Here is a 21,531-nt window from a genome sequence, read left to right as displayed (position 1 = left end):
GGGCTCTACTGGTCGTTCTGCTCGGCCTGGGCCTGCTGCGCGGCCACGGCCTTGCGGACCTCGTCCATGTCCAGCTTGCGGGCCTGCCCGATGACGTCCGTCAGGGCCGACTCGGGCAGCGCGCCCGGCTGGGCGAACACCGCGACCTGGTCGCGGACGATCATCAGCGTCGGGATCGACTGGATGCCGAAGGCCTGGGCCAGCTCCGGCTGGGCCTCGGTGTCCACCTTGCCGAAGACCAGGTCGGGGTTGTCCTCGGCGGCCTTCTCGTAGACCGGCGCGAACTGGCGGCAAGGACCGCACCAGGACGCCCAGAAGTCGATCAGGACGAACTCGTTGTCCGTGACCGTCTGGTCGAAGTTCTCCTTGGTGAGCTCCACGGTGCTGCTCATTGAGCCAACCCTCTTCCTGGTATCGGGGAAACCGTCCGGCACAACACGCCCGGCCGGGCACGTATTCCACGCGCTGTCCCGCGCGCTTACCCATGTGGCCCCGGCGCACACCACCCACCAGACTGGGCCCATGACGGAAACGGAAGACATCGCGAACAGCACCTACGACGTCGTGGTGCTCGGTGCCGGACCCGTGGGGGAGAACGTGGCGGACCGCACCCGTGCGGCCGGCCTCACCACCGCGGTCGTGGAGAGCGAGCTCATCGGCGGAGAGTGTTCCTACTGGGCCTGTATCCCCAGCAAGGCCCTGCTGCGCCCGGCGATCGCCCAGGCGGAAGCGCGCCGCCTGCCCGGTCTGAGCGCCTCGGTGCAGGGCCCCCTCGACGCGGCCGCGGTCCTCGCGCGCCGGGACTACTGGGCCTCGGACTGGAAGGACGACGGCCAGGTCGGCTGGCTGGAGAGCATCGGCGCCGAGATCCACCGCGGTCACGGCCGCCTCAGCGGAGAGCGTACGGTCACGGTCACCGCCCCCGACGGCACACGGAAGGTGCTGACCGCCCGGCACGCCGTGGCCGTCTGCACCGGCACCCGGGCGGTGCTGCCCGACCTGCCGGGCCTGGAGGAGGTCAGGCCCTGGACCAGCCGCGAGGCCACCAGCGCCAAGGCGGCACCGGGACGCCTGGTCGTGGTCGGCGGTGGTGTGGTCGCCACCGAGATGGCCACGGCCTGGCAGGCCCTCGGTTCCCGGGTGACGCTCCTGGTCCGCGGCAAGGGCCTGCTCAACCGCATGGAGCCGTTCGCCGGTGAACTCGTCGCCGAGGCGCTCACCGAGGCCGGCGTCGACGTCCGCACCGGCACCTCGGTCGAGTCGGTCACCCGGGAGAACGGCACGGTCGTGGTGGTCACCGGCACCGGCGACCGCATCGAGGCGGACGAGATCCTCTTCGCCACCGGACGCGCCCCGCACACCGACGACATCGGCCTGGACACCGTCGGCCGGAAGCCCGGCAGCTGGCTGGAGGTCGACGACAGTCTCCGGGTGACCGGCAGCGACTGGCTCTACGCCGTCGGCGACGTCAACCACCGTGCGCTCCTCACCCACCAGGGCAAGTACCAGGCCCGCATCGCCGGCGCCGCCATCGCCGCCCGCGCCTCGGGGGCCCCGGTCCAGTCGGACCCGTGGAGTGCCCACGGCGCGACCGCGGACCATGACGCCGTGCCCCAGGTCGTCTTCACCGACCCCGAGGCCGCCGCCGTGGGCCTCTCCCTGGCGGAGGCCGAGCAGGCGGGTCACCGGGTCCGCGCGGTCGACTACGACCTCGGCTCGGTGTCGGGCGCCGGCCTCTACGGCGACGGCTACCGCGGCCGTGCCCGCATGGTCGTCGACCTGGAGCGCGAGATCCTCCTCGGCGTCACGTTCGTCGGCCCCGGCGTCGGCGAACTGATCCACTCCGCGACGATCGCGGTCGCGGGCCAGGTCCCGATCAGCAGGCTCTGGCACGCGGTCCCGGCGTTCCCCACGATCAGCGAGGTGTGGCTGCGGCTCCTGGAGGCCTACCGGGACAACTAGGAGGGCATCTCGAACCCGAGGGACGCGGCCGCCTGGTCCGGGGTCGGCTGCGTCCAGCGTTCGGCCATCGCCTGGTTCGAGGACAGGGAGCGCAGTTCCGCCCGGTCCAGGTAGAGGGTGCCGTCCAGGTGGTCCGTCTCGTGCTGGACGATCCGCGCGGGCCAGCCCGTGAACACCTCGTCCACCGGCCGGCCGAGCTCGTCCTCGCAGGTCAGCCGGACCGCGGCGGGCCGTGCCACCACGGCCTGCCAGCCCGGCACGCTCAGACAGCCCTCGAAGAACGCGGCCCGCTCGGGGCCGGCCGCCTGGTACGACGGATTGACCAGCACCCGGAACGGCTGCGGGACGCGTCCGCGCGCCAGCCGCACCTCCTCGGGCACCGGAGCGGGGTCCTCGATCACCGCGATCCGCAGGGGGACCCCGACCTGAGGGGCGGCCAGCCCGACGCCGGGCGCCGCGTGCATCGTGATGCGGAGGGCCTGGACGAAGCGGGAGAAGAGAGCGGCGTCCAGGTGGCCGTCGTAGGGCTCGATGGTGGTGCGCAGCACCGGGTCGCCGGCCGCGACGATCGGGAGCGGGCCGTCCGTGGCGAGGAGTTCCTCGATCAGGTCGGCAAGGGGCTTGCGGGGGCTCGGGGTTGCCATCGCGCCAGGATGCCATGGGCGCCTCATGTGTGATGCGGGTCACTCGAAGTGCCGGGAACTCGGCGGCCCCGCTCTCCGACTACTGGACCGCCACCGTCCCCAGCCCCCGGAGAAGCCGCCCATGTCCACCGCTCCCACGACGACCACGGACGAGGCCCCCGGGCCGGCCGCTCCGGCGCCGGCCCCCGGCAGATGGGCGCCGCTGCGCCCGCTCGTGCTGCGTCTGCACTTCTACGCCGGCGTGTTCGTCGCGCCCTTCCTGCTGATCGCCGCCGTCACCGGCTTCCTGTACGCCGGTGCCTTCCAGGCCGAGAAGATCGTCTACCGCCACGAGATGACCGTCGCCGCCGTCGGGGAGCGTCAACTCCCCGTCTCCGAGCAGGTGGCCGCCGCGCGCAAGGCCCACCCCGAGGGCACCGTCTCGGCCGTACGGCCCTCTCCCGAGGCCGACGCGACGACCAGGGTGATGCTGTCGGGCGTGAAGGGTGTCGACCCCGGTCACACGCTCGCCGTGTTCGTCGACCCGTACACCGGCAAGGTCCGCGGCGCGCTGGAGCAGTACGGCTCCACCGGGGCGCTGCCCCTGCGCACCTGGATCGACGAGTTCCACCGCGACCTCCACCTCGGCGAGAACGGCCGCCTCTACAGCGAGTTCGCCGCGAGCTGGCTCTGGGTGATCGCGGGCGGCGGCGTCGTGCTGTGGTTCTCCCGCCGCCGCGCCCTGCGCAAGGTCCGCGGCACCAGCGGGCGGCGCCGCACCCTCGGCCTGCACGGCACCGTCGGCGTGTGGGCGGCGGCCGGCTTCTTCTTCCTGTCCGCGACCGGCCTGACCTGGTCCACGTACGCGGGCGCCAACATCGACGAACTCCGCACCTCGCTGGGCCAGTCCACCCCGTCGGTCTCCTCCGCCGCGGGCGGCGACCACTCCGGCCACGGCGCTTCCGCCTCCGCCGGGGACGCCGAGCACGGCGTCGGCCTCGACAGGGTGCTGGCCGCGGCCCGTGCCAAGGGTCTCGGCGACCCCGTGGAGATCGTCCCGCCCGCCGACGCGTCCTCGGCCTACGTCGTACGACAGGTGCAGCGCAGCTGGCCCGAGAAGCAGGACTCCGTCGCCGTCGACCCGACCACCGGCAAGGTCACCGACACGCTGCGGTTCGCCGACTACCCGCTGCTCGCCAAGCTGACCCGCTGGGGCATCGACCTGCACACCGGCGTCCTGTTCGGCCTGGTCAACCAGATCGCCCTGATGATCCTCGCCCTGTCGCTGGTCCTGCTGATCGTGTGGGGCTACCGGATGTGGTGGCAGCGCGGCCGGGGCTCCGCCTTCGGACGGCCGATCCCGCGCGGGGCCTGGCAGCAGGTGCCGCCGCAGATCCTGGTGCCCGGCGTGGTCCTCGTCGCCGTCCTCGGCTACTTCGTGCCGCTGCTCGGCATCCCGCTGGCCGGGTTCATCGTGGCCGACGTGATCCTGGGCGAGATCGCCCACCGAAAGGGGAGGGGGGCGCCGGCGGCCTGAGGGTGGGTGCTACGTCAGAGCGGCCAGCTCCCTGTTGGCCCGCTCGGTGATGAGGCTCAACACCCGCCCGGCCACGGCGAGTTCCTCCTCGGGGATGCCGTCGTAGACCCGGGCGGACAGGGGGGCCGTCTCCGCGGACGTGGTCTCGTACAGCTGCCGCCCGGCGTCCGTGATCCGGATCCGGGAGGGCTGCTGGGGGCTCAGGGCGCCCGAGGCGATCAGTTCGTCGACTACAGCGTCCGCCTCCGCAGCCTCGATCTTGAGGGAGTCGACCACACCGTCGACGAGGTGCTGCCGCTCGACCGGGCCCTCGGCGACGGCGGCCAGTCGCAGGGTGACGGACTGCTGGAAGGTCAGGCCGTGGCGGGCGAGGACGTGCTCCAGGATCCCGCGGGCCGCGTAGTGGGCCAGGGCGATGAGGCGGGGGTTCAGGAGAGGAGGGACGGGAGTAACGGGAGGGACGGAGGTGGTCATGGCTGCTCCTTCGGGTGGTCGTTCGCCGGGTCGAGGGGAGTGTCGAGCAGGGTCGCCAGCTCGCGCTTGAACTCTCGCGTGCGGGTGCTGTCCAGGCCTCCGAGGGGCGCCAGCAACTGCTCCAGGAGTCCCTGGACCACCTCGATGGCCTGCCCGGTCCGCTCCCGGCCCTCCTCGGTGAGCGCCAGTTGCACCGCGCGCGGGTCGCGCGGGTCGCGGGTGCGCTCCAGGAGCCCCGCGCTCTCCAAAGAGCGCGCGAGCTTCGAGACGTAGAGCGGTTCGAGACCGGTGTGGTCGGCGAGGCGCCGCTGGCTGGGCCGTTCGCCGCCGCGCTGCATGCCGTACAGCGAGGCCATCAGGGAGTACTGGGCGTGGGTCAGGCCGAGCGGGGCCGTCGCGCGATCGACGGCGACCCGCCATTTCATCGACAGTCGCCAGACCAGGAAACCGGGCGTCGCGCCCTCGGGTGCCGTACTCATGCTCGATACAGTACATGGCTACTATATCCATGGCTACTGTTTTCTGGTCGCGGCTGGTGTCTTACGGCGCGCGCCCCATCCCGTGCCTGTCCCTGTGCCCGGCGGACGGCCTGACGCGAAACGCTTCACGGGGCTAGGTTGGGCGCCATGAGCAATCTTGATCGCGAGGCGGTACCCGCCCTGTGCGGTGGCCGCGGCTTCGTGGTGGCGGAACCCGTGCGCGAACTCCTCAGCCCCCGCCGCGTCAAGCTCGGCGAGTCCAGCGAGGTGCGCCGGCTGCTGCCCAACCTGGGCCGCCGCATGGTCGGTGCCTGGTGTTTCGTCGATCACTACGGACCCGACGACATCGCCGACGAGCCGGGCATGCAGGTGCCCCCGCACCCGCACATGGGCCTCCAGACGGTGAGCTGGCTGCACCAGGGCGAGGTGCTGCACCGCGACTCCACCGGCAGCCTCCAGACCATCCGCCCCCGTGAGCTGGGCCTGATGACCTCCGGCCGCGCGATCAGCCACTCCGAGGAGAGCCCCCGGTCCCACGCCCGCTACCTGCACGGCGCCCAGCTCTGGGTCGCCCTCCCCGACGGGCACCGCCACACCGACCCGCGCTTCGAGCACCACGCCGAACTGCCGCAGATCACGGCACCCGGTCTCACGGCCACGCTCATCCTGGGCGACCTCGACGGCGCGCGCTCACCCGGCACGGCGTACACCCCCATCGTCGGCGCCGACCTGACCCTGGCCGGCGGCGCGGACGTACGCCTGCCGCTGGAACCGGACTTCGAGTACGCGGTGTTGTCCATGTCCGGCGAGACGCACGTGGACGGGGTGCCGGTGCTGCCGGGCTCGATGCTCTACCTCGGCTGCGGCCGCACCGAACTCCCGCTGCGCGCCGAGTCGGACGCGGGCCTGATGCTCCTGGGCGGCGAGCCGTTCGAGGAGGAGCTCGTCATGTTCTGGAACTGGATCGGGCGCTCGCAGGCGGAGATCGAGGAGGCACGCCGGGACTGGATGGAGGGCACGCGGTTCGGGGAGGTGAAGGGGTACGACGGGACGCCGCTGCCCGCGCCGGAGCTGCCGCCGGTGCCGTTGAAGCCTCGGGGGAGGGTGCGCTGAGCTGCGGGAATGCCCCGCGGCGCTAAGTGCCGGGGTGGTGGGCGTCTGGCGTCTTGCTGGAATCCGTCTGCCGTTTGGCGCGCACCACCTCTCTGACAGTGCCTGCCAGGAAGCCCGCCGCCGGCAGCCCGATCACGATCGAACCCTGCCGGATTCCATCGACGTCATGTCCGTCGAGGTACGCAGTGGGGCGGACTTCCGTGGGCCGTGCCGGGTTGTAGACGACGGGGATGCGCGTTCCTGGCTTCGCATCGGTTGCTGAGCCGGCCTGGACATCGACTTCCGCCTGCACAGGGCCGGACGGTGTGGCAAAGCGCACGGTCACGGCCGTCGCCCAGCCTTCCTCCGTCCGGCCGGTGATCTCGACTACGGTCGCGTCCGTCCTGAGGCCCTGGTGCCGGAGGTTCGCCAGCGTCCGGTACTCCTGAGCAGCGCTCCATCCGATGCCTGCGGCGATGGTGGCGAGCACCAGGAAACCCCCGGCGACCGATCGGGCTTTGGCCCAGTGGGGGGCCGACAGCCACGATTCCGGACCGAGCCGCAGCCGGCCCCGCCACGAGCGGGGCCGGCTGCGGCAGACCCCGGCCCCGGTGGCGTACCAGCAGCCAGGAGACATCGTTCACTCCCAGCAGGGCCAGCGCCCAGCCGAGGCCGTAGAGCCACAACGGCCCAAGCGGCCCGACCGCGAGCCACGCCACGGTGGCCACGACTCCTGTCAGCGAGCCCCAGGTAAACGGAGAGACGTACTCGTCCCGGCCCCTGTCCAGTACGGACTTGCGCTCATTCATCTGCGCCTCCACACCCGTCAGGGCATGAGACTCACCGGCTGCCGCGCTGGTTGCACCAGTCCCGGGTACGCAGCGGAAGGGGACGACCTGATGCTCCGACAGCAGAAAGGCGCCGGGCTGCGAGAAGCCGTCGTACGGCATGGGGATGTGAAACGGACGCGAATGTCGACAAGTTCGATCGCTGAGAACTCGAGGGCACCGGCGTTGTCAAGGAGGCGTTCGATGCCACTCTGCTCGCTGCGTCTACGGCGCTGTGAAAAGCAGCGGGAAGCGCAGGCCGAGCCACGGTTTTCGGCCCCAGGCGACGACCTTGGCGCGGGCCATGGCGGTGGGGGCGGTCCAGCGGCCGAGGGCGAGGAGGAGGAAGGCGACGGGGTCGATGGCGATCGTGCAGTCGGGCCGCCGGGGCGGGGCATCGGTGACCGTGGGCACACCGTCCGAGAAGGTGACGGCGAAGCGGTCGCGGCCGACCCGCAACAGATAGCACGCATGGTGGTCGGTCGCGCCGGCGTTCACCACACGTGGCATGGCCAGTCGCATGAAGGGCAGCGTGAACGCGACCACTTCCCGGTCGACCATGTGGGGCCCGCGCAGCGCGACCGCGATGTCGTATCCGTGCCCGAGCAGGTGCGTGAGCAGGTACGAGCCCATGGTGGCCATGTTCATCGGCCCCATCGGCGTCAGCACCGCCTCCCCCGGATCGCGGTCGGCCGCGACCGCGACGAACCGCCGGGCCGTGTCGGCGATCTCCGCGCCGAGGACCGCCGGATCCCGCTGCGGGAAGACGGCCAAGGCCACCCGGTTGGCCGCCGCGAGACCGCCCGGCGTCCCATCGCCGTAGGGGCGTTCCTCGCCCGCCCCGATGTCCGCCATCAGCCTCCCCGCCAGGGCGAGGTGCGCCGCCGCTTCCCCCACCGTCCACTCCGCGCCGCGCAGCGGGGTGTGCGGGTCGGCCCCTGCCTGCAACAGCGCCGCGATCCGGTCGGCAGTGACGACAATGGCATCCTCGGCTGTCATGAACGCGATCATGTCGGCACTCGGGCGGGCTGTCCAGCATCCCGTCGGTTCCGCTCCCGCCCCTTCCCGGCAGGGCGAGGACCGTGCCCACGTGGGTGACTCGTTCACCCCTCGACCACGCCCCAACGGCACTGTGCGACGTTCTCAGTGCACCGGGGCGGACGTCCGGGTGAGCAGCCGCTCCACCTGCCCGAGTGGCCGCAGGACGCAACGGCCCAGCAGCAGGGAGGGGCTGATCAAGGTCGAACCGACCTCGTGGCTGTCCTTGACACAGGCGTACGGCGAGCTGTGCACCTGTATCTCGCGCCCCACCGCAGTGATCTGCCGGGCCAGCGCCACCTTGGGTGCGCAGACGGCCACCGGCCCGACGACGTCCGCCGTCAGGCGGCCCGCCCGCACCCGGCGGGCCCACAGCGCCTCGATGATCAGGTGTTCGCGCACGGAGAAGCCGCCGATGGCGGTCCCCAGGACCCAGCCGTCGTCGATGCCGCCGAGCAGTTCGGTCTCGGACCGCGTTCCCGGGCCCACCTCGAGCACGCTGCACCGAGGCGCCACCGCCCCGGGCGCTCCGCGACCGTGACCGGTGCTGCGTCCCGCGCTCAGCGCGCGGGTGGCGCGGTCGGTGAGCAGCCCGGCCCAGCGGCCCTCACGCACCAGCGGGACGGCACGGGGCACGGTGCCCTCGTCGTCACGGACATAGCTGCCCGCGTAGGGACGAGCCGTCGGGCGGTCCCACACCGTCAGCGGCGCTCGGGTCCACACATCGCCGAGTCCCAGGCCGAGTGCCTTGCGGTGGACGAGGTAGTTGTCGGCCTCACTCGTGTGCCCGAAGCACTCGTGCACCAGCACCCCGGCCGCCGACGGCGTGAGCAGCGTCGGTCCCGACACCGGTCCGGGCAGCGGGCGGCGCCGAGCCACCAGTGCACGGTCGTCGAGCAACTGCCGTACACCGGAGGCCACCTCGCCCGCCACGTAGGTGCGGTCGTAAGCGGCGACACCCCATTGCGGCGTTCGGCCGTGCCGCGCAGGTCCGAGCGTGATGCGCACCCGGCACAGCCCGTCCGATTCGTCGCGGACGATGCGCGCCCCGGCTCCGAGTCCGGTGCGGGCCGTCTCAAGTGCCGCGCGCAGGGCCTGTTCCCCGGAATCGCGCGTGGCGGCAGGCGGACCGGTGGTGGCGTCAGGCATGGTTCAGCCGGCTGATCGCCTCCCGGCACCCCGCGATGATCCGGGCACCGTGCTCGGTCGGCTCCGCCACTTCGAGGAGGTTCTTCTCGGCCACGCGCAGCTGATCGGTCTTCAGGGCGCAGTAGCGCTCCAGGCGCCCCCGTTCGAGCGGATCGGACTCGGTCCGCAGATGGCGGTCGGCCGCGTGGACGTCGTTGATGAAGGACAGGATCCCGTGCAGGATGTGCCCGAGCGGGCGTTCCGCGTCGACGAACGGGGAGTGGTGCGTGGCCTGCGGATTGCGCACCACCGCCACGCAGTCGAGGATCCCGCTGAAGCGCTGGTGGGTGGCCTCATGGACCAGCGTCTGGGCGAGCATGTAGGCGGGCCGCTCACTGGTGAGCACCAGACCACGCAGACCGTGGATGCTGAAGTTGAGCGGCCGCAGCCCGCGGTGGTTGCCCAGTGCCGCGAACGCCTGGATGTCGATGGCGGCCATGTCCCGGCCCTCGGGCCACACGGCAGCCAGAGCGTCCGCTCCGTCCCGTACCCGCGCGGCGAAGGCCCCGGCCCGCTCGGCGGTGAGGTCGAGCGGATCCTCGTCGCCCTCGCAGGCCCACGCGAACAGCTGGGCGGAGCGGGCGCCGGCGCCGGTGGTGATCACCGGGGCCGCGGTGCGCCGGGGACCGAGGTGCACGGAGACCTGCGGCTGCTCCGCGGCCAGGCACCTGCCGAGTTGGTCGAGAAGCTGCGCGGGGTTCGCGTCGGACATGGTGCTGCGCCAGGTCCAGCCCGTGACATCGGGGCGAACGGCCCAGTTCAAGGCCTCGTCGACCTCCCAGCCGTCCACCAGTTCCAGCACCCGCGCCGGCTCGGACGCGCCGGGATGGTCCTCGCAAAGTCGCTTCACCCCGCGCAGCAGCCGTACGAGGTACTGCCGGGCGACGACCCGGTGCAACTGCTCGTTGGCGGCGACTGCCTCGGCGTCCTCGGCGAGGACGATCAGCGCGAGGTCGGGCAGTCCCCGGGCGGACCTGTCCGCGGCAAGTTCCTTCAGCCTCACGTCTCCCCCTTCGCGGAGCGGGTCACGTTGCGCAGTGCCCGCAGCAGTGCCTCTTCGAGTCGGTCTGGGTCGGCCCCAGCCAGGGGCAGCGGCTGCCACCAGGCGTCCTCCGCGGCCAGTGCGCGCAGCAGCGGTTTGAGGTGGCTGCCCAGCGCATAGCGCGCGTTGTACGAGAAGGAGACGCTGACCGAGCCCTGCGCCGGGCCGTCCGGATCCTCGACGCCCTCGTGCGGGGCGAACAGCGGGAGGTAGAGCACGTCGCCGGGGTGCAGCACCACCTGCCACGGGGGCTCGGGGAACCGTCCGGAGGGCACGAACCCCTTGGCCTCCAGCATGCGTTTGCGCTGCCGCTCGCGGCCGGTGTGTTCCGGAAGACCTACCAGCCAGCTCTTCGAGCCCTGTTGCTGGACGACGAAGTTGTCGCTGTGATCGAAGTGGCAGCCGATCCCCGCGCCGCTGCCGCGGGTGACGGACAAGTCGGCCGTGCACTCCTCCCAGCCCATGAGGTCCGCCAACCGTGCGCAGGATGCGGCCAGTTCGGGCATGGTGTGCTGCGCCTGGTTGACGAAGAGCACGCTGCCGTCGGGGCGCCGGTGCACACCGGCTCCCGAGGTGTCGCCGTCCAGCCGGGCCTCCAGCGCCTCGACGTCGGACCACTCCAGGGCCGGGGCGAGGAAGGTCTTGCCGCAGCCGCGCAGTACCAGGGGGCGGCGGCGCCAGTGGTCACGGTAGAAGCGCTCCGGGTCGAACCGGTCGATCTCGTCGGGCCGTCCCGCGTAGGCCACCGCGTCGATCTGCGCCGGATCGTTCATCGCAGCCCCCAGGAGCTGAGGCGGTCCTCGAGCGAGGCCCGGACGGACGGCGTGAGCGCGTCGGGGCGGCCGTCGAGGAGGCTGGTCAGGGCGTCGAACAGCGGACGGCGGGCCGGCCCGATCACGCAGCGTCCGGCTCCGGCCAGGAACATCGTCGGTTTCAGTTGCCATGCGGCGGGCGCCTCGGCGTACTCCCGGAACCCGCACAGCACGTCCCCGTGGAAGGCCATGTCACGCAGTCCCACGTCGAAGGTGGCGTGGGCGCCGGTGGCGACCGCTCGGGTGACGGCGGCGGCCGCCTCGTGGTGGACGAGCGGCTCCAGTTCGCCGGAAGGGTCGAGGTCGGCGGGCCGTGCGGCCATGAAGCGGTGGAAGCACTCGGGCAGGGTCCTGCCCCGGCCCCGGGGCGAGAAGGGGACGTCCCGGAACTCCTGGAAGGCCGCCGAGGCGATGAACGCCTCGGCCACGTCGTTCACCGGGGCGTGGCGCCCTTCCCGCAGCGCGTCCAGCGTCCTGGGGAAGGACCCCTTGAGGCCGGGCCCGGTACCGGTGCCGCCGGAGACGACCTCGGAGCGGATGTTGCGTCCCACCAGTGCCAGTTCGTGCACGTCCACCCGGTCGAACGCGTCGAGGAGGTCCTCGTCGAGCGCGACGCGTGCGCCGGCGGGGCCGTCCTCGGCGAACGCGGTGCGGAAGTCCTTCTCGTACAGCAGGCGGTCCAGCACCCGCAGGATGCGGTCGTGCCTGAGGGCTTCACGCTGCACGGGCGTCGTCCTCCTTCCAGGAACGGACGAGGGTGAACAGCCGTTCCGCGTTGGGCCGCGACTTGGGCACCAGCTCTCCCTCGGCAGTGAACTTGGGGTCCTCGTAGGTGACTCCGGCCAGGTTCGGCATCAGTGGCAGCAAGTGCTCGAGCAGGGTGAGCTGTTCGTCGAGCAGCACGCCGTGGTGCAGGTCGCGAAAGCGTCCGTCGACGATCTGACACCCCGACAGATGCACTTCGTGGCAGCGGTCCAGGGGCAGCGCCTCCAGCCCTTCGAACATCCGCTCCCCAGTGCGTCCCTTCAGCCACTGGTAGGCGAGGATGTGACCGATGTCGATGGTCGCCAGGGCGCCGGTCTCGCGGATCACCGTGTCGTAGAAGGAGAAGGCGTCCAGCTCGCCGACGAGGAAACTGCCACCCTCGGTGAAGCCGGGGAACTCCACGGACAGGGGGGCTCGAAGCCGCCGCACCCAGTCGGCTACGCCGCTCACGCACCGCCGCAGGCCCTCCGTGGTGAGCACCGGCGGCATGGGGTAGGGCAGGCTGCGGCCGGCCAGGGACCAGATGCCGAGGTCCTCGATGACCCACCGGAATCCGTACCGCTCGATGAGCGCGTTGGTGAAGTCGGCAACCGCGGCCCGCTCGTAGTCCTCCGGGCTGCCGGTGTTGAGCAGCGTGTGGTGGAAGGCGCGTGGGCGCCGTGCGCCGAACAGCTCGAAGAGCCGGTCGTACGCCGGGACGTAGCGCTCGGGAGCGAGCGGGCCGTAGTCGATGGGCTGGAAGGCCACGAACATGTAGTCGTAGGCATGGGCGTTGCGCTCGAGGAAGGCGGCCACCTGGTCGGTCGGACGGCCGGAGCCGGTCTTGTCGAAGCCGATGCGTTCCCCCCAGACCAGGTCCATCCCCAGTCCGAGTCCGAGTTTCTCCATCACGCACTCCTCCCTTCGAGGGCGTCGGGCGCCGACGGATCCGGCACCAGCAGGCGTTTGTCGAGCATCCGGTGCAGCCAGCGGTGGGTGGCCGGGTCGTCCGCCGTGAACCGGCCGTCCCGGTCGGGGGCGAGGGCAGGAGGCACGGCCGCCATCCGGGGCCAGGCCACGTCCGCCAGGAACCAGCGGCCGCCCACCTGCTCCAGGGCGACCGCGAAGCGCGGGCGGGCCGCCGGCGCCGGCCCCGGCGCGGGCCGCCGGTGGGCCACCCGGTCCTCGGAGGGCGGCTCGCCGCCACGGTGCGGCAGGTCCGGCCGGCCGGCCCGTTCGGCGTCCGGGACCGCCTCGACGGTCATCCGCAGCAGTCGCTGCCTGGCGGCCTCGGTCGCGGTGTCGTCCACGACCGCTCCACCCACCCGTCCCGCGGCGAACGCCAGACCGTCGTTGGTGACCAGAGGCTCGTCGTCGGGCCGCTCCCGTTGCGCCCACAGGTAGCTGCCGGGTTCGGCCACCACGAGCTGCATGGTGTCCAGGCCCAGCTCCGCCGGGTGCCGCTGGATCACACCGACGGTGTCGTGGTAGCCGTCGACGGCGTTCGGATGGTCATAGCCGTCCATGAAAGACAGGTTGGTGACGATGCCCGCACGGGTGAGGTTGAGCACCGCGCGTTCGGCGTGCGCCGCGTCCTGTCCCTTGCCCAGGGAGTCGAGGATCTCCTGACGGGCGGTCTCGAATCCCGTCGAGAGCTGCACACAGCCCGACTCCCGCAGCCGACGACAGAACCCGGGGTCGGCGAGCTCCGGCTCCAGCCGCGCCCGGACCCGGAACGTCAGCTCGGCGCCCCTGCGGCGTACCGCCTCCATGACCCGCAGCAGATGCCGCAGCCCGGTGTTCTCGTCGGCCACCGCCACATCGGTGATGCCGAGCCGTTCGGAGAGCGCGATCAGGTGGTCGGCCGCGGTGTCGGGGTGGATCTGCTGGAAAGCGCGGGCGTCGCGGTAGCGGTTGCCGTACGAGCAGAACGTGCATCTGCCCCAGTAGCAGCCGACGGTGAGGCGATAGGGGAACTGGTGGGCCTGGTTGCTGTAGTCGGCGAAGTCGAACTGCCCGAAGTCCGGCATCGGCTGATCGTTGAGCACGAAGGCGTCCCGCAGGCCCTCCGCGGCGTGTGCGGGCAGGGGAGTCGGCTGTCGGACCGACGCCGCCGCGCCCGCCGATCGCGGCGGCAGGATGTTCGTGAGGAAGTCCTCGCCGTGGCCGAGGCACCAGTGGTCCACCGAGCGGGCAGCCTCGGTGCGGCGCAGCAGAAGGGCCGCCCACATCTGCACGGTCGGCCCACCGAGCGCGATCCTCAGGTCCGGCCGGCGCTGCTTGAGCAGAGTGGTCAGGACGAGGGTGGGGACCACTTGGCTGAAGAAGGGAACGGAGAAGGCCAGGACCCGTGGCCGCTCCTCCTCGATCACCGCCTCCAGTCGGCCGGCGCACCAGCGCGCCGACCAGGTGTCGCGGGCCGCCTCGACCAGTTTGTCCAGCTGTCCCAGCCGGGGCGTCCCGGAGATGACCCAGCCGTCCCGGGCGGCCTGCTGCGCCACATAACGGCCGGTCGCCTGGATGGCGGTCTCCTGGGCGAAGCCCGTGGAGCGGTCCCGGGCGGTGCTGAGCAGCAGGGCTCCGTGATCCGACCGGTAGCGCTCGCTGACGTTGCGGTAGATGTCCCCGGCGCTCCGCGCGGCGGCGTCGTCCGCACGCTCCCGGGCCGGACCGCGGCACACCAGCACCTCGTCGCGGTATTCCAGGTTGAGGTCGAGGGCGCGCACCGTGTGGCCGCGGGCGGTCCAGGCCGCGGTCAGCTGGGGCAGGGCCAGGTAGGGGAACTGCACGGCTTCGCTGACGGGTGGCATGACGAGCAGTGCGTCGATCACGCGCCCTCCACCTCCGGTTCGGCGGCGCCGGGCCCGGACAGCCGGTCCAGCAGCCGCAGTTGGCCCTCGGCGGTCCGTGCCGTGTCCATGTCGCCCTCGGCGCGGGCAAGCATCCGTATCGTCTTCCAGACGCCTCTGCGCAGCGGCAACTCGGCGCCGAGAGCCTGGAATTCGGACAGGGCGGCGGCCGGTCCCTCCAGGCGCAGGGTGGCTCGGGCACCCATGATCCGGGCGTGTGCGCCGAGGGTGTCCTGCGGGTCGAGGCGGACGGCCTCCCGCAGGTACTGGCGTGCCGTGCGATGGTCGCCGTTGGCATAGCGGGCTGCGCCGATCTTGTAGGCGAGCCAGCTGGAGTGGTAGCCGTGCCCGGCCGCCTGCTCGAAACACTCCTGTGCCCGGTCGGGACTGAGACCGGCCTGCGCCAGGCCGTGCAGGGCGACGGCGATGCCCTGCTCCACCCCTCCCTCCTCGTCAGCCGGTCCGGCCGCGGGGGCCGCGGTGCCCTGGTGGACACGCAGCATCAGGTCCTCCGGCCAGGGCGTGGCGGGCAGGAAGGAGGACTCCCGGGCGCGCAGCCCGAGCCGTGCGGCGACGTCCGCTCCCACGGTCCGGTACTCGGAGGGCAGGAACCCGGACCGGGTCGACCAGGTCATCGCGGCCAGCTCGCCGCCGCAGACGCCGACGAGTTCGGCCAGGTCCTGCGCGGAGTGCTCGAACCTGCCGTGCTCGTCGACCAGCCAGTCCAGGTCGATGTCGGTCACGACGTCCGTGCGCACATGCCGGTCCAGGTGCCCGGCGAGGAGATCGGGTGGTACGACGGCCAGCCTGACGCCGCACAGGGTGACCGTCAGACAGCACGGCCGTGTGCTGGGCCGGGTCGGTCTGCCGCCGGTCGTGATGAGGGACACGGAGTCCACCGCGTGCGCCTGCCAGCCCTCGTACGACCGCCAACTGGGCACCCACACCAGGTCGGTGAGGCCGGCGACCACTGCGGCGGCGGACCAGAAGTCGTCGAGACCGAAGGCGCCGGGCACCCCGCGGACAGGGAGCCTGCGCACCAGCTCGGCCGGGGAGACGTTCCCGTCGGCGGTGGCGCGCAGCGCCTCCTCGCCCCCCGGCGCCAAGGGTTTGAGGTCGAGATGGCGGTCGAAGCACACGACCGTACGGCCGTGGTAAGGGCGGTGTGGCCAGAGTGCCGCAACCTCGCCGTGTTCCTCGAAGAGATCGACGTCCACCGACATCCGGTCACCGTTCCACGAGGGGTGTCTGCGCGGCGGGCACGGATGCGGCGGCCGGCGCGGAGGAGAAGCGGCGGACGTCCGGGCGCAGGGTCACGGCAGCGGTCGAGACCAGGACGAGGGCGCCGCCCCACAGCATGATCGTGCGAGGGTCGGCGAAGCGGAGCAGGGCGGCGCCGAGGAGCTGGCCGAGCGGAAGGGAGGCGAAGGAGAAGAAGAAGTCCGCCGAGAAGGCACGGCCGTGCAGTTCCTCGGGGACGTCCCGGCGCAGTCCCGTCATCTTGGCCACGTCGAACGCCTGTTGTCCGATGCCGCCCGCGACGAAGGCGACGGTCAGCAGCACGAGCGAGCCGCTCGCCACGGGCGCCAGCACGGTCAGGCCGTACAGGGCGAGCAGGGCGAGTGCGTACAGGCCTCGGCGGGGGCCGCCGATCCTGCCGCCGACCAGGGCTCCGACGGCGTTGCCGATGGCGAAGGCGCCCAGGACGAATCCGTAGAGGGTGGCGCTGTGACCGCCCTCGACCAGGAAGACGGGCAGCGCGACCATCCAGGGGCCGACGGCGAACACCACATGGATGACGGCGAGGAGTTGCACACTGCGCAGCCAGGGGATGCGCCACAGGACGATCAGCCCCTGGAGGGCGGAGTGCAGGAGGGAGGGCTCGGGCTCGGGCTCGCCGGGACCGTCGCTACCGGGTCGGGAGGTCTCCGGCTCCGCACGGGCGGGGTCCGGCTTCTGCGCCGGTGCGCCGGACCGGGAACCCGCGACGAGGTGCGCGCCCGCCCAGCGCGTGGCGACGGCGGACAGTCCGAAGGTGACCGCGGCGAGGACGGCGCCGGCGGACGAGCCGAGCCCGGCCACCACGGCGGCGGCCAGCGTCGGGCCGACCATACCCGAGACGTTGCGCAGGCCTTCCAGGAGTCCGTAGGCGGCGGTGACCTCGGCGTCTTCGGCGTCCTTGGCGTCCTCGGCGGGCGCGGGGCCTGCCGTGGGCCCGGCCGCGGCCGTCGGGCTCCTCCCGTCGAGGACGCGGGGCGCGATGACCAGCAGGGCGGGTTCGCTCACCGCCTCGCACAGACCGACGAGCACGGCGACGGCGACGACGACGGCGTCCAGCCGGCCGTCCCACGCAATGGCGAGCACGGCGAGGGCGACGACCCGCGTGGAGTCCGCGACGACTGCGGCCCGCACCGGATCGAATCGATCCAGGAGCGCACCGCTGAAGAGGACGACACCCCCCAGTGCGACGAAACGCGCGGCGAACACTGCGCCGATGGTCTCCGCGGGAGTTCCCGCCTTCGCGGCGGCCACCACGACAATGATGGGGAAAAACGCGTCACCAATAAGAGAAACAATCTGACCGGAACAGAGTCCGGCGAAACGACGATGCCGGAACAACCGAAAGTAGATTCCCACCGGGGGCCGTGAAACCTTTCTGGCAGAACGCGCCGGGCACTGTACGCAACACGTCACCGCGCCGGTGGGCGGGCCGGCCACCCGGCCCGCCCACCGGCATCATGCCTGACTGGCGTTGGCGCTAGGAACGGAAGCGGAACGCGTGGAACGCGACGCTGTCGTCGAGGTCCTCCGCCTCCAGAACCTCCAGGGAGTCGAGGTCCTCAATCTCCTCGAGGATCTTCTGCTCGTCGTTCGACTCGCGCATTTTCTCTCCCTCGAAAATACGGCGCGCCAGGCCAACCCCGTCGCGCTCCGGAATGAGCGTAACGAGATCTTTCGGGAAGCCACAGAAGGCATGGAAAGGTTGGCCAGAAACAGCGAAAAAAGACATATGTTTGGCAGGCCGAACACCGGTTTCGCGCGGGAGAACGAGGAAAGCGGAACGGAATCCACCACTCCATAAATGGCCAAACGGCCGATTCTGATCGCTTCCGACATTTCTTCGGAGGAAACAGCGGTTGCGCGCTCGGTGCGTCACACGGTGGTGGTCAGGGCTGCTCCGGCAGGCCCGCGCCCCCGGCCGCCGCCGCGCTGTCCCGCAGGAAGGTCACGAAGGCCTCGGCGGCCGGGGTCAGGGCGTGGTCGCTCATGCGGACGAGGAGGATGCGGCGCACCGGGGCGGGGGGCAGCAGCGGCAGGACGCTGACGCCGCCGCGGATGCCTTCCAGGGCCAGGGTGGGGGCGAGGGCGACGCCGATGCCGGCGGCGACCATCGCCTGGGCCTCCTGGTAGTCGTGCGCCTCGTAGGCGATCTGCGGCTCGAATCCGGCCGTACGGCAGCTGCGGGCCAGGGCCTCGGCCACCGGGTGGTTCTCCGCACGGGTGATCCAGGCGTCCTCGGCGAAGTCGGCCAGGGCGGCGGAGGGGCGGCCGGCGAGGGGGTGGTCCGCGCCGACGAGGAGCGCCGGAGGGTCGTCGACGAGCGAGGTGACCACGATGTCCTCGCGGTCGATGCGGTTCCAGTCGTAGTCCCACATCAGCGACATCTCGACCTCGCGGTTCTCCAGCATCGCCCACAGTCCCGCGATCCGGGCGCTGCGCACGGTCAGTCGTACGTCGGGGTGGGTGCGACGGAAGGCGATCACCGCCCGGGGGAGCAGGGAGGCGCCGACGGTGGGGAAGGTTCCGACGCGGAGTGTGCCCGCCCGCAGTCCCGCGAAGTCGGCGAGTTCGTTCTCCGCGGCCGTCAGTTCGCGCTCGATCCGCTCGCCCCGCTCGGCCAGCGCGCGCCCCGCGTCGGTCAGGGTGACCCCGCGCGCATGACGCTCCAGGAGGGGCTGTCCGGCCTCCGCCTCCAGACGGCTGACCTGCTGCGACACCGCTGAGGGCGTGTAGTTGAGGGCGCGTGCGGTCGCCGTGACGGAACCCCGGCGGGCGACCTCGGTGAAGAGCAGAATGCGCCGGACGTCGAGCATCCCGCCACCTCCAGCGTTCAGTTCAGGTTAATACCCATGCAGATTTTCGAGATTGTACTTCACGCTGCCCACGCCCACTGTGGATCGCAGCCCGCACGGAGATGCCGTCGGGATGTCCCTGAGGAGTCCGTTGTGTTGCGTGTGCAGGGCGAGATGATCCGCGGCGGAACCAGCAAGTGCTGGATCTTCGACCACCACGACGTGGTGGCGACCGGCGTGGACGCCGACACCCTGCTGCTCGCCGCCTACAACGCCGCGGACCCCCGCCAGATCGACGGCGTCGGCGGCGCCTCCTCCACCACCTCCAAGGCGGCGATCGTCCGGACCTCGACGAAGCCCGACGTCGACGTCGAGTACGCCTTCGCCCAGGTCGGCATCGGCGACGCGCGGGTGGAGTGGACCAGCAACTGCGGCAACTGCGCCACCGCCGTGGCCCTGTACGCCGTCCACCACCAACTGGTGCCTCTCGCACCGGAGTCGACCACCGTACGGATGCTCAACATCAACACGGGAGCCCGGCTCAGCGGCACCATCCCCACCCCGGGGCGGACGGCCCCCGACGCGGGGACGGCCCGGGTGCCGGGCACCGCCGCGCCCGGCGTGCCGGTGCTCCTCGGCTTCGAGGACCCCGCCGGCACGTCGACCGGCCGGGCCCTGCCGACCGGCCACGCCCTGGACACGCTGACCGGGCCCACCGGCACCGTCGAGGCCTCCCTGGTCGACGCCGGCGCCCCGGCGGCGCTCTTCGAGGCCAAGGCGTTCGGACTCGACGGCACCGAGTCCCTCGCCGACTTCGCCACGGCGGTGCCCGCCCTCACCGTGCTGCGCCGGCAGGCCGCGCTGGCCATGGGACTCGTCAAGGAGAGCGACCCCGTCAGCCACGCCGTCCCGAAGGTCGGAGTGGTCGCCCGCCCTGTCACCTACCGCACCACCGATGGCACCCTCGTCCCACAGGACGCGTACGACCTGGCCGTGCGCATGGTCTCCATGCACGCGCCGCACCCGGCGATCGGTCTCACCTCGGCCGTAGCCCTGGCCACCGCTGCCGCCATCCCCGGCACCCTCGCCCACCGCGTCGCCCGGCAGACCGCCGACGGGACGCTGCGCCTGGGCACCCCGGCCGGTGTCATCACCGCCCGAGCCGTCCCCGCGAAGCAGGGCGCGTCCCCCACGGTGCTGCTGCACCGCGCCGCCCGCCGCATCGCCCGAGCCGAACTCCTCGTTCCCGTCCTGGAAGGACGCCCCGCATGAGCCGCAACGACGCCGCCCCGGGTACCGTCGACGCACCACCGAGCCGCCTGCGCGGTCTGCTGTCACTGCTCTACGTCCAGTGCCTGATCGGCGTTCTGGCCGGGGCCGCCGTCGGCGCGCTGTGGCCCTCGTTCGGAGCCGATCTCAAACCGCTGGGCGACGGGTTCATCGCGCTGGTCCGCATGATGATCGCGCCCGTCATCTTCTGCACCGTGGTGCACGGCATCGCCTCCATGGGCAACGCCCGTGCCGTCGGCCGGGTCAGTCTCAAGGCGCTGATCTACTTCGAGGTCCTGACGACCGTCGCCATGGTGATCGGACTGGTCGTCGTGAACGTCGTCCAGCCCGGCAGCGGGCTGCACGTCGACCCCTCGACCCTGTCGACCAAGGGGCTGCCGCCGGAGGCGACCGCGAGCCACGAGAGCGTCTCCGCGTTCCTGCTCGCCATGATCCCGGACACCCTGCTCAGCGCGCTGACCGGCCACGAGATCCTGCCCGTGCTGCTGATCTCGGTCCTGTTCGGCTTCGGTCTCAACGCAGCCGGCGAGGCGGGCGCGGGGCTCACCCAGGGCATCGAGAAGCTCTCCAGGGTCCTGTTCACGCTCATCCGCTGGATCATGCGGCTGGCCCCGATCGGCGCCTTCGGCTCCATGGCGTTCACCATCGGCAACTACGGCCTGGACACCCTGCGCCACCTCTTCCTGCTGGTCGGCTCCTTCTGGCTCACCGCCCTGTTCTTCGTCCTGGTCGTCCTCGGCACCGTCATGCGCCTCAACGGCCTGCGCCTGCTGCCCTTCCTCCGCTACATCAAGGAGGAGCTGCTGATCGTCCTGGGCACCTCGTCCTCCGAGCCGGTGCTGCCGCGCATGATGGCCAAGCTCCAGCACGCCGGCGCCTCGAAGCCGGTCGTCGGGATCACGCTGCCCGCCGGGTACTCCTTCAACCTCGACGGCACCGCCATCTACCTGACCATGGGCTCGGTCTTCCTCGCCCAGGCCCTCGGCATCGACCTCAGCCTCACCCAGCAGCTGTCCATGCTCGCCGTCATGCTGCTGACCTCCAAGGGCGCGGCCGGGGTGACCGGTTCCGGCTTCATCGCCCTGGCGGCCACCCTCAGCGCCGTACCGCACGTGCCCGTCGCCGCGCTGGCCCTGATCTTCGGCATCGACCGGTTCATGTCCGAGGCCCGCGCCCTGACCAGCGTGGTCGGCAACGGCGTCGCCACCCTGGCGGTCGCCAAGTGGGAGGGGCAACTCGACGAGGAACGCGCCAGGGCCGTCCTGCGCGGCGAGCTCCCGTACACCTCCACGCCGTCGGGTGCGCAGCCCGAACCGACGCCCGCTCCGGACGCCGAGGACACGGCCCCGAAGGTCGCGGCCGGTGAGGCCGAGGACGCCGACCGGAAGGCGGCAGCGGGGGCGGGCCGAGAGCCGGTACCCGCCGCCGGCTGACCCACCCCGCACGGCCGGTCCGGAGCACGCCCTCCGGACCGGCTCTTCTGCGCTACGGCTGTCTCGTC

At 71.8% G+C, this 21,531-nt stretch carries 21 protein-coding genes; 5 read left to right on the top strand and 16 right to left on the bottom strand.

Annotated elements, in window-relative coordinates:
* Nucleotides 1-5 precede the first annotated feature (5 nt).
* The gene (trxA, locus tag AQJ54_RS22630) at nucleotides 6-392 is read right to left on the bottom strand and encodes a thioredoxin (protein WP_020134976.1); all 387 of its coding nucleotides are present in this window, start codon (nucleotides 390-392) and stop codon (nucleotides 6-8) included.
* Nucleotides 393-522: 130 nt separating this feature from the next.
* Here trxA and AQJ54_RS22625 point away from each other — a divergent pair, with 130 nt between their 5' ends.
* Nucleotides 523-1,962 carry a dihydrolipoyl dehydrogenase family protein gene (locus AQJ54_RS22625; RefSeq protein ID WP_062240279.1) on the top strand — a complete coding sequence of 480 codons (1,440 nt, stop codon included), beginning with the start codon at nucleotides 523-525 and terminating at the stop codon, nucleotides 1,960-1,962.
* Here the strand turns inward: AQJ54_RS22625 and AQJ54_RS22620 are convergent.
* Nucleotides 1,959-2,606, bottom strand: coding sequence for a peptide deformylase (locus AQJ54_RS22620; RefSeq protein WP_062240275.1), 648 nt, complete (start codon nucleotides 2,604-2,606; stop codon nucleotides 1,959-1,961). The genes AQJ54_RS22625 and AQJ54_RS22620 overlap by 4 nt on opposite strands.
* Nucleotides 2,607-2,727: 121 nt before the next feature.
* Between AQJ54_RS22620 and AQJ54_RS22615 the strand changes: the two genes are divergently transcribed.
* Nucleotides 2,728-4,122, top strand: a complete 1,395-nt coding sequence (locus AQJ54_RS22615) for a PepSY-associated TM helix domain-containing protein (protein ID WP_062240272.1) — start codon at nucleotides 2,728-2,730, stop codon at nucleotides 4,120-4,122.
* A 9-nt stretch (nucleotides 4,123-4,131) separates the two neighbouring features.
* Here AQJ54_RS22615 and AQJ54_RS22610 read toward each other — a convergent pair whose 3' ends face one another.
* Both AQJ54_RS22610 and AQJ54_RS22605 read right to left on the bottom strand, forming a co-directional pair.
* Nucleotides 4,132-4,596, bottom strand: coding sequence for a winged helix DNA-binding protein (locus AQJ54_RS22610; protein WP_062240267.1), 465 nt, complete (start codon nucleotides 4,594-4,596; stop codon nucleotides 4,132-4,134).
* Nucleotides 4,593-5,075 carry a MarR family winged helix-turn-helix transcriptional regulator gene (locus AQJ54_RS22605; protein WP_062020589.1) on the bottom strand — a complete coding sequence of 161 codons (483 nt, stop codon included), beginning with the start codon at nucleotides 5,073-5,075 and terminating at the stop codon, nucleotides 4,593-4,595. Before AQJ54_RS22605 ends, AQJ54_RS22610 begins: the two co-directional genes overlap by 4 nt.
* A gap of 147 nt (nucleotides 5,076-5,222) precedes the next feature.
* On the opposite strand from AQJ54_RS22605, the gene AQJ54_RS22600 reads away from it, so the two are divergent.
* On the top strand, nucleotides 5,223-6,188 hold the full coding sequence (locus tag AQJ54_RS22600; RefSeq protein ID WP_062240264.1) for a pirin family protein: 966 nt from the start codon (nucleotides 5,223-5,225) through the stop codon (nucleotides 6,186-6,188).
* Between the two features lie 22 nt (nucleotides 6,189-6,210).
* On the opposite strand, the gene AQJ54_RS22595 is transcribed toward AQJ54_RS22600, so the two are convergent.
* The 12 genes from AQJ54_RS22595 to AQJ54_RS22545 form a co-directional block, all read right to left on the bottom strand.
* Nucleotides 6,211-6,657 carry a DUF3592 domain-containing protein gene (locus AQJ54_RS22595; protein WP_062240261.1) on the bottom strand — a complete coding sequence of 149 codons (447 nt, stop codon included), beginning with the start codon at nucleotides 6,655-6,657 and terminating at the stop codon, nucleotides 6,211-6,213.
* A gap of 562 nt (nucleotides 6,658-7,219) precedes the next feature.
* Nucleotides 7,220-7,993 carry a maleylpyruvate isomerase family mycothiol-dependent enzyme gene (locus tag AQJ54_RS22590; protein WP_062240524.1) on the bottom strand — a complete coding sequence of 258 codons (774 nt, stop codon included), beginning with the start codon at nucleotides 7,991-7,993 and terminating at the stop codon, nucleotides 7,220-7,222.
* A 144-nt stretch (nucleotides 7,994-8,137) separates the two neighbouring features.
* A complete protein-coding gene (locus AQJ54_RS22585) occupies nucleotides 8,138-9,181 on the bottom strand; it encodes a metallopeptidase TldD-related protein (protein WP_062240245.1) in 1,044 nt (347 codons plus the stop codon).
* Nucleotides 9,174-10,223: an aKG-HExxH-type peptide beta-hydroxylase gene (locus tag AQJ54_RS22580; RefSeq protein ID WP_062240242.1), complete on the bottom strand. Its 1,050-nt coding sequence runs from the start codon at nucleotides 10,221-10,223 to the stop codon at nucleotides 9,174-9,176. The genes AQJ54_RS22585 and AQJ54_RS22580 overlap by 8 nt, the downstream gene beginning before the upstream one ends.
* The gene (locus AQJ54_RS22575) at nucleotides 10,220-11,035 is read right to left on the bottom strand and encodes a JmjC domain-containing protein (RefSeq protein WP_062240239.1); all 816 of its coding nucleotides are present in this window, start codon (nucleotides 11,033-11,035) and stop codon (nucleotides 10,220-10,222) included. The genes AQJ54_RS22580 and AQJ54_RS22575 overlap by 4 nt, the downstream gene beginning before the upstream one ends.
* The gene (locus tag AQJ54_RS45720; protein WP_062240236.1) at nucleotides 11,032-11,799 is read right to left on the bottom strand and encodes a hypothetical protein; all 768 of its coding nucleotides are present in this window, start codon (nucleotides 11,797-11,799) and stop codon (nucleotides 11,032-11,034) included. The genes AQJ54_RS22575 and AQJ54_RS45720 overlap by 4 nt, the downstream gene beginning before the upstream one ends.
* Entirely contained in the window at nucleotides 11,789-12,727 is a 939-nt protein-coding gene (locus tag AQJ54_RS22565; protein ID WP_062240232.1) for a multinuclear nonheme iron-dependent oxidase, read from the bottom strand. The genes AQJ54_RS45720 and AQJ54_RS22565 overlap by 11 nt, the downstream gene beginning before the upstream one ends.
* Nucleotides 12,727-14,649 (bottom strand): B12-binding domain-containing radical SAM protein, encoded by a 1,923-nt coding sequence (locus tag AQJ54_RS22560; protein WP_062240230.1) that lies wholly within the window; start codon nucleotides 14,647-14,649, stop codon nucleotides 12,727-12,729. Before AQJ54_RS22560 ends, AQJ54_RS22565 begins: the two co-directional genes overlap by 1 nt.
* Nucleotides 14,646-15,890 (bottom strand): tetratricopeptide repeat protein, encoded by a 1,245-nt coding sequence (locus AQJ54_RS22555; RefSeq protein ID WP_062240227.1) that lies wholly within the window; start codon nucleotides 15,888-15,890, stop codon nucleotides 14,646-14,648. The genes AQJ54_RS22560 and AQJ54_RS22555 overlap by 4 nt, the downstream gene beginning before the upstream one ends.
* A gap of 4 nt (nucleotides 15,891-15,894) precedes the next feature.
* Entirely contained in the window at nucleotides 15,895-17,304 is a 1,410-nt protein-coding gene (locus AQJ54_RS22550) for an MFS transporter (RefSeq protein WP_159055544.1), read from the bottom strand.
* Nucleotides 17,305-17,425: 121 nt separating this feature from the next.
* Complete coding sequence (locus AQJ54_RS47415) at nucleotides 17,426-17,551, bottom strand: hypothetical protein (RefSeq protein WP_267884975.1); 126 nt, start codon at nucleotides 17,549-17,551, stop codon at nucleotides 17,426-17,428.
* 283 nt (nucleotides 17,552-17,834) lie between these two features.
* On the bottom strand, nucleotides 17,835-18,761 hold the full coding sequence (locus AQJ54_RS22545; protein WP_062240221.1) for a LysR family transcriptional regulator: 927 nt from the start codon (nucleotides 18,759-18,761) through the stop codon (nucleotides 17,835-17,837).
* A gap of 132 nt (nucleotides 18,762-18,893) precedes the next feature.
* On the opposite strand from AQJ54_RS22545, the gene AQJ54_RS22540 reads away from it, so the two are divergent.
* Together AQJ54_RS22540 and dctA are read left to right on the top strand one after the other, a co-directional pair.
* Nucleotides 18,894-20,012, top strand: coding sequence for a PrpF domain-containing protein (locus AQJ54_RS22540; RefSeq protein ID WP_062240218.1), 1,119 nt, complete (start codon nucleotides 18,894-18,896; stop codon nucleotides 20,010-20,012).
* Entirely contained in the window at nucleotides 20,009-21,463 is a 1,455-nt protein-coding gene (dctA, locus tag AQJ54_RS22535) for a C4-dicarboxylate transporter DctA (RefSeq protein ID WP_062240213.1), read from the top strand. Before AQJ54_RS22540 ends, dctA begins: the two co-directional genes overlap by 4 nt.
* Nucleotides 21,464-21,531: the final 68 nt, after the last annotated feature.

The sequence above is a fragment of the Streptomyces griseorubiginosus genome (genome assembly GCF_001514195.1).
GTDB classification, from domain to species: domain Bacteria; phylum Actinomycetota; class Actinomycetes; order Streptomycetales; family Streptomycetaceae; genus Streptomyces; species Streptomyces griseorubiginosus.
Note: the sequence above shows the minus strand (reverse complement) of the source record. Positions and strands in the feature narration are given on the sequence as shown.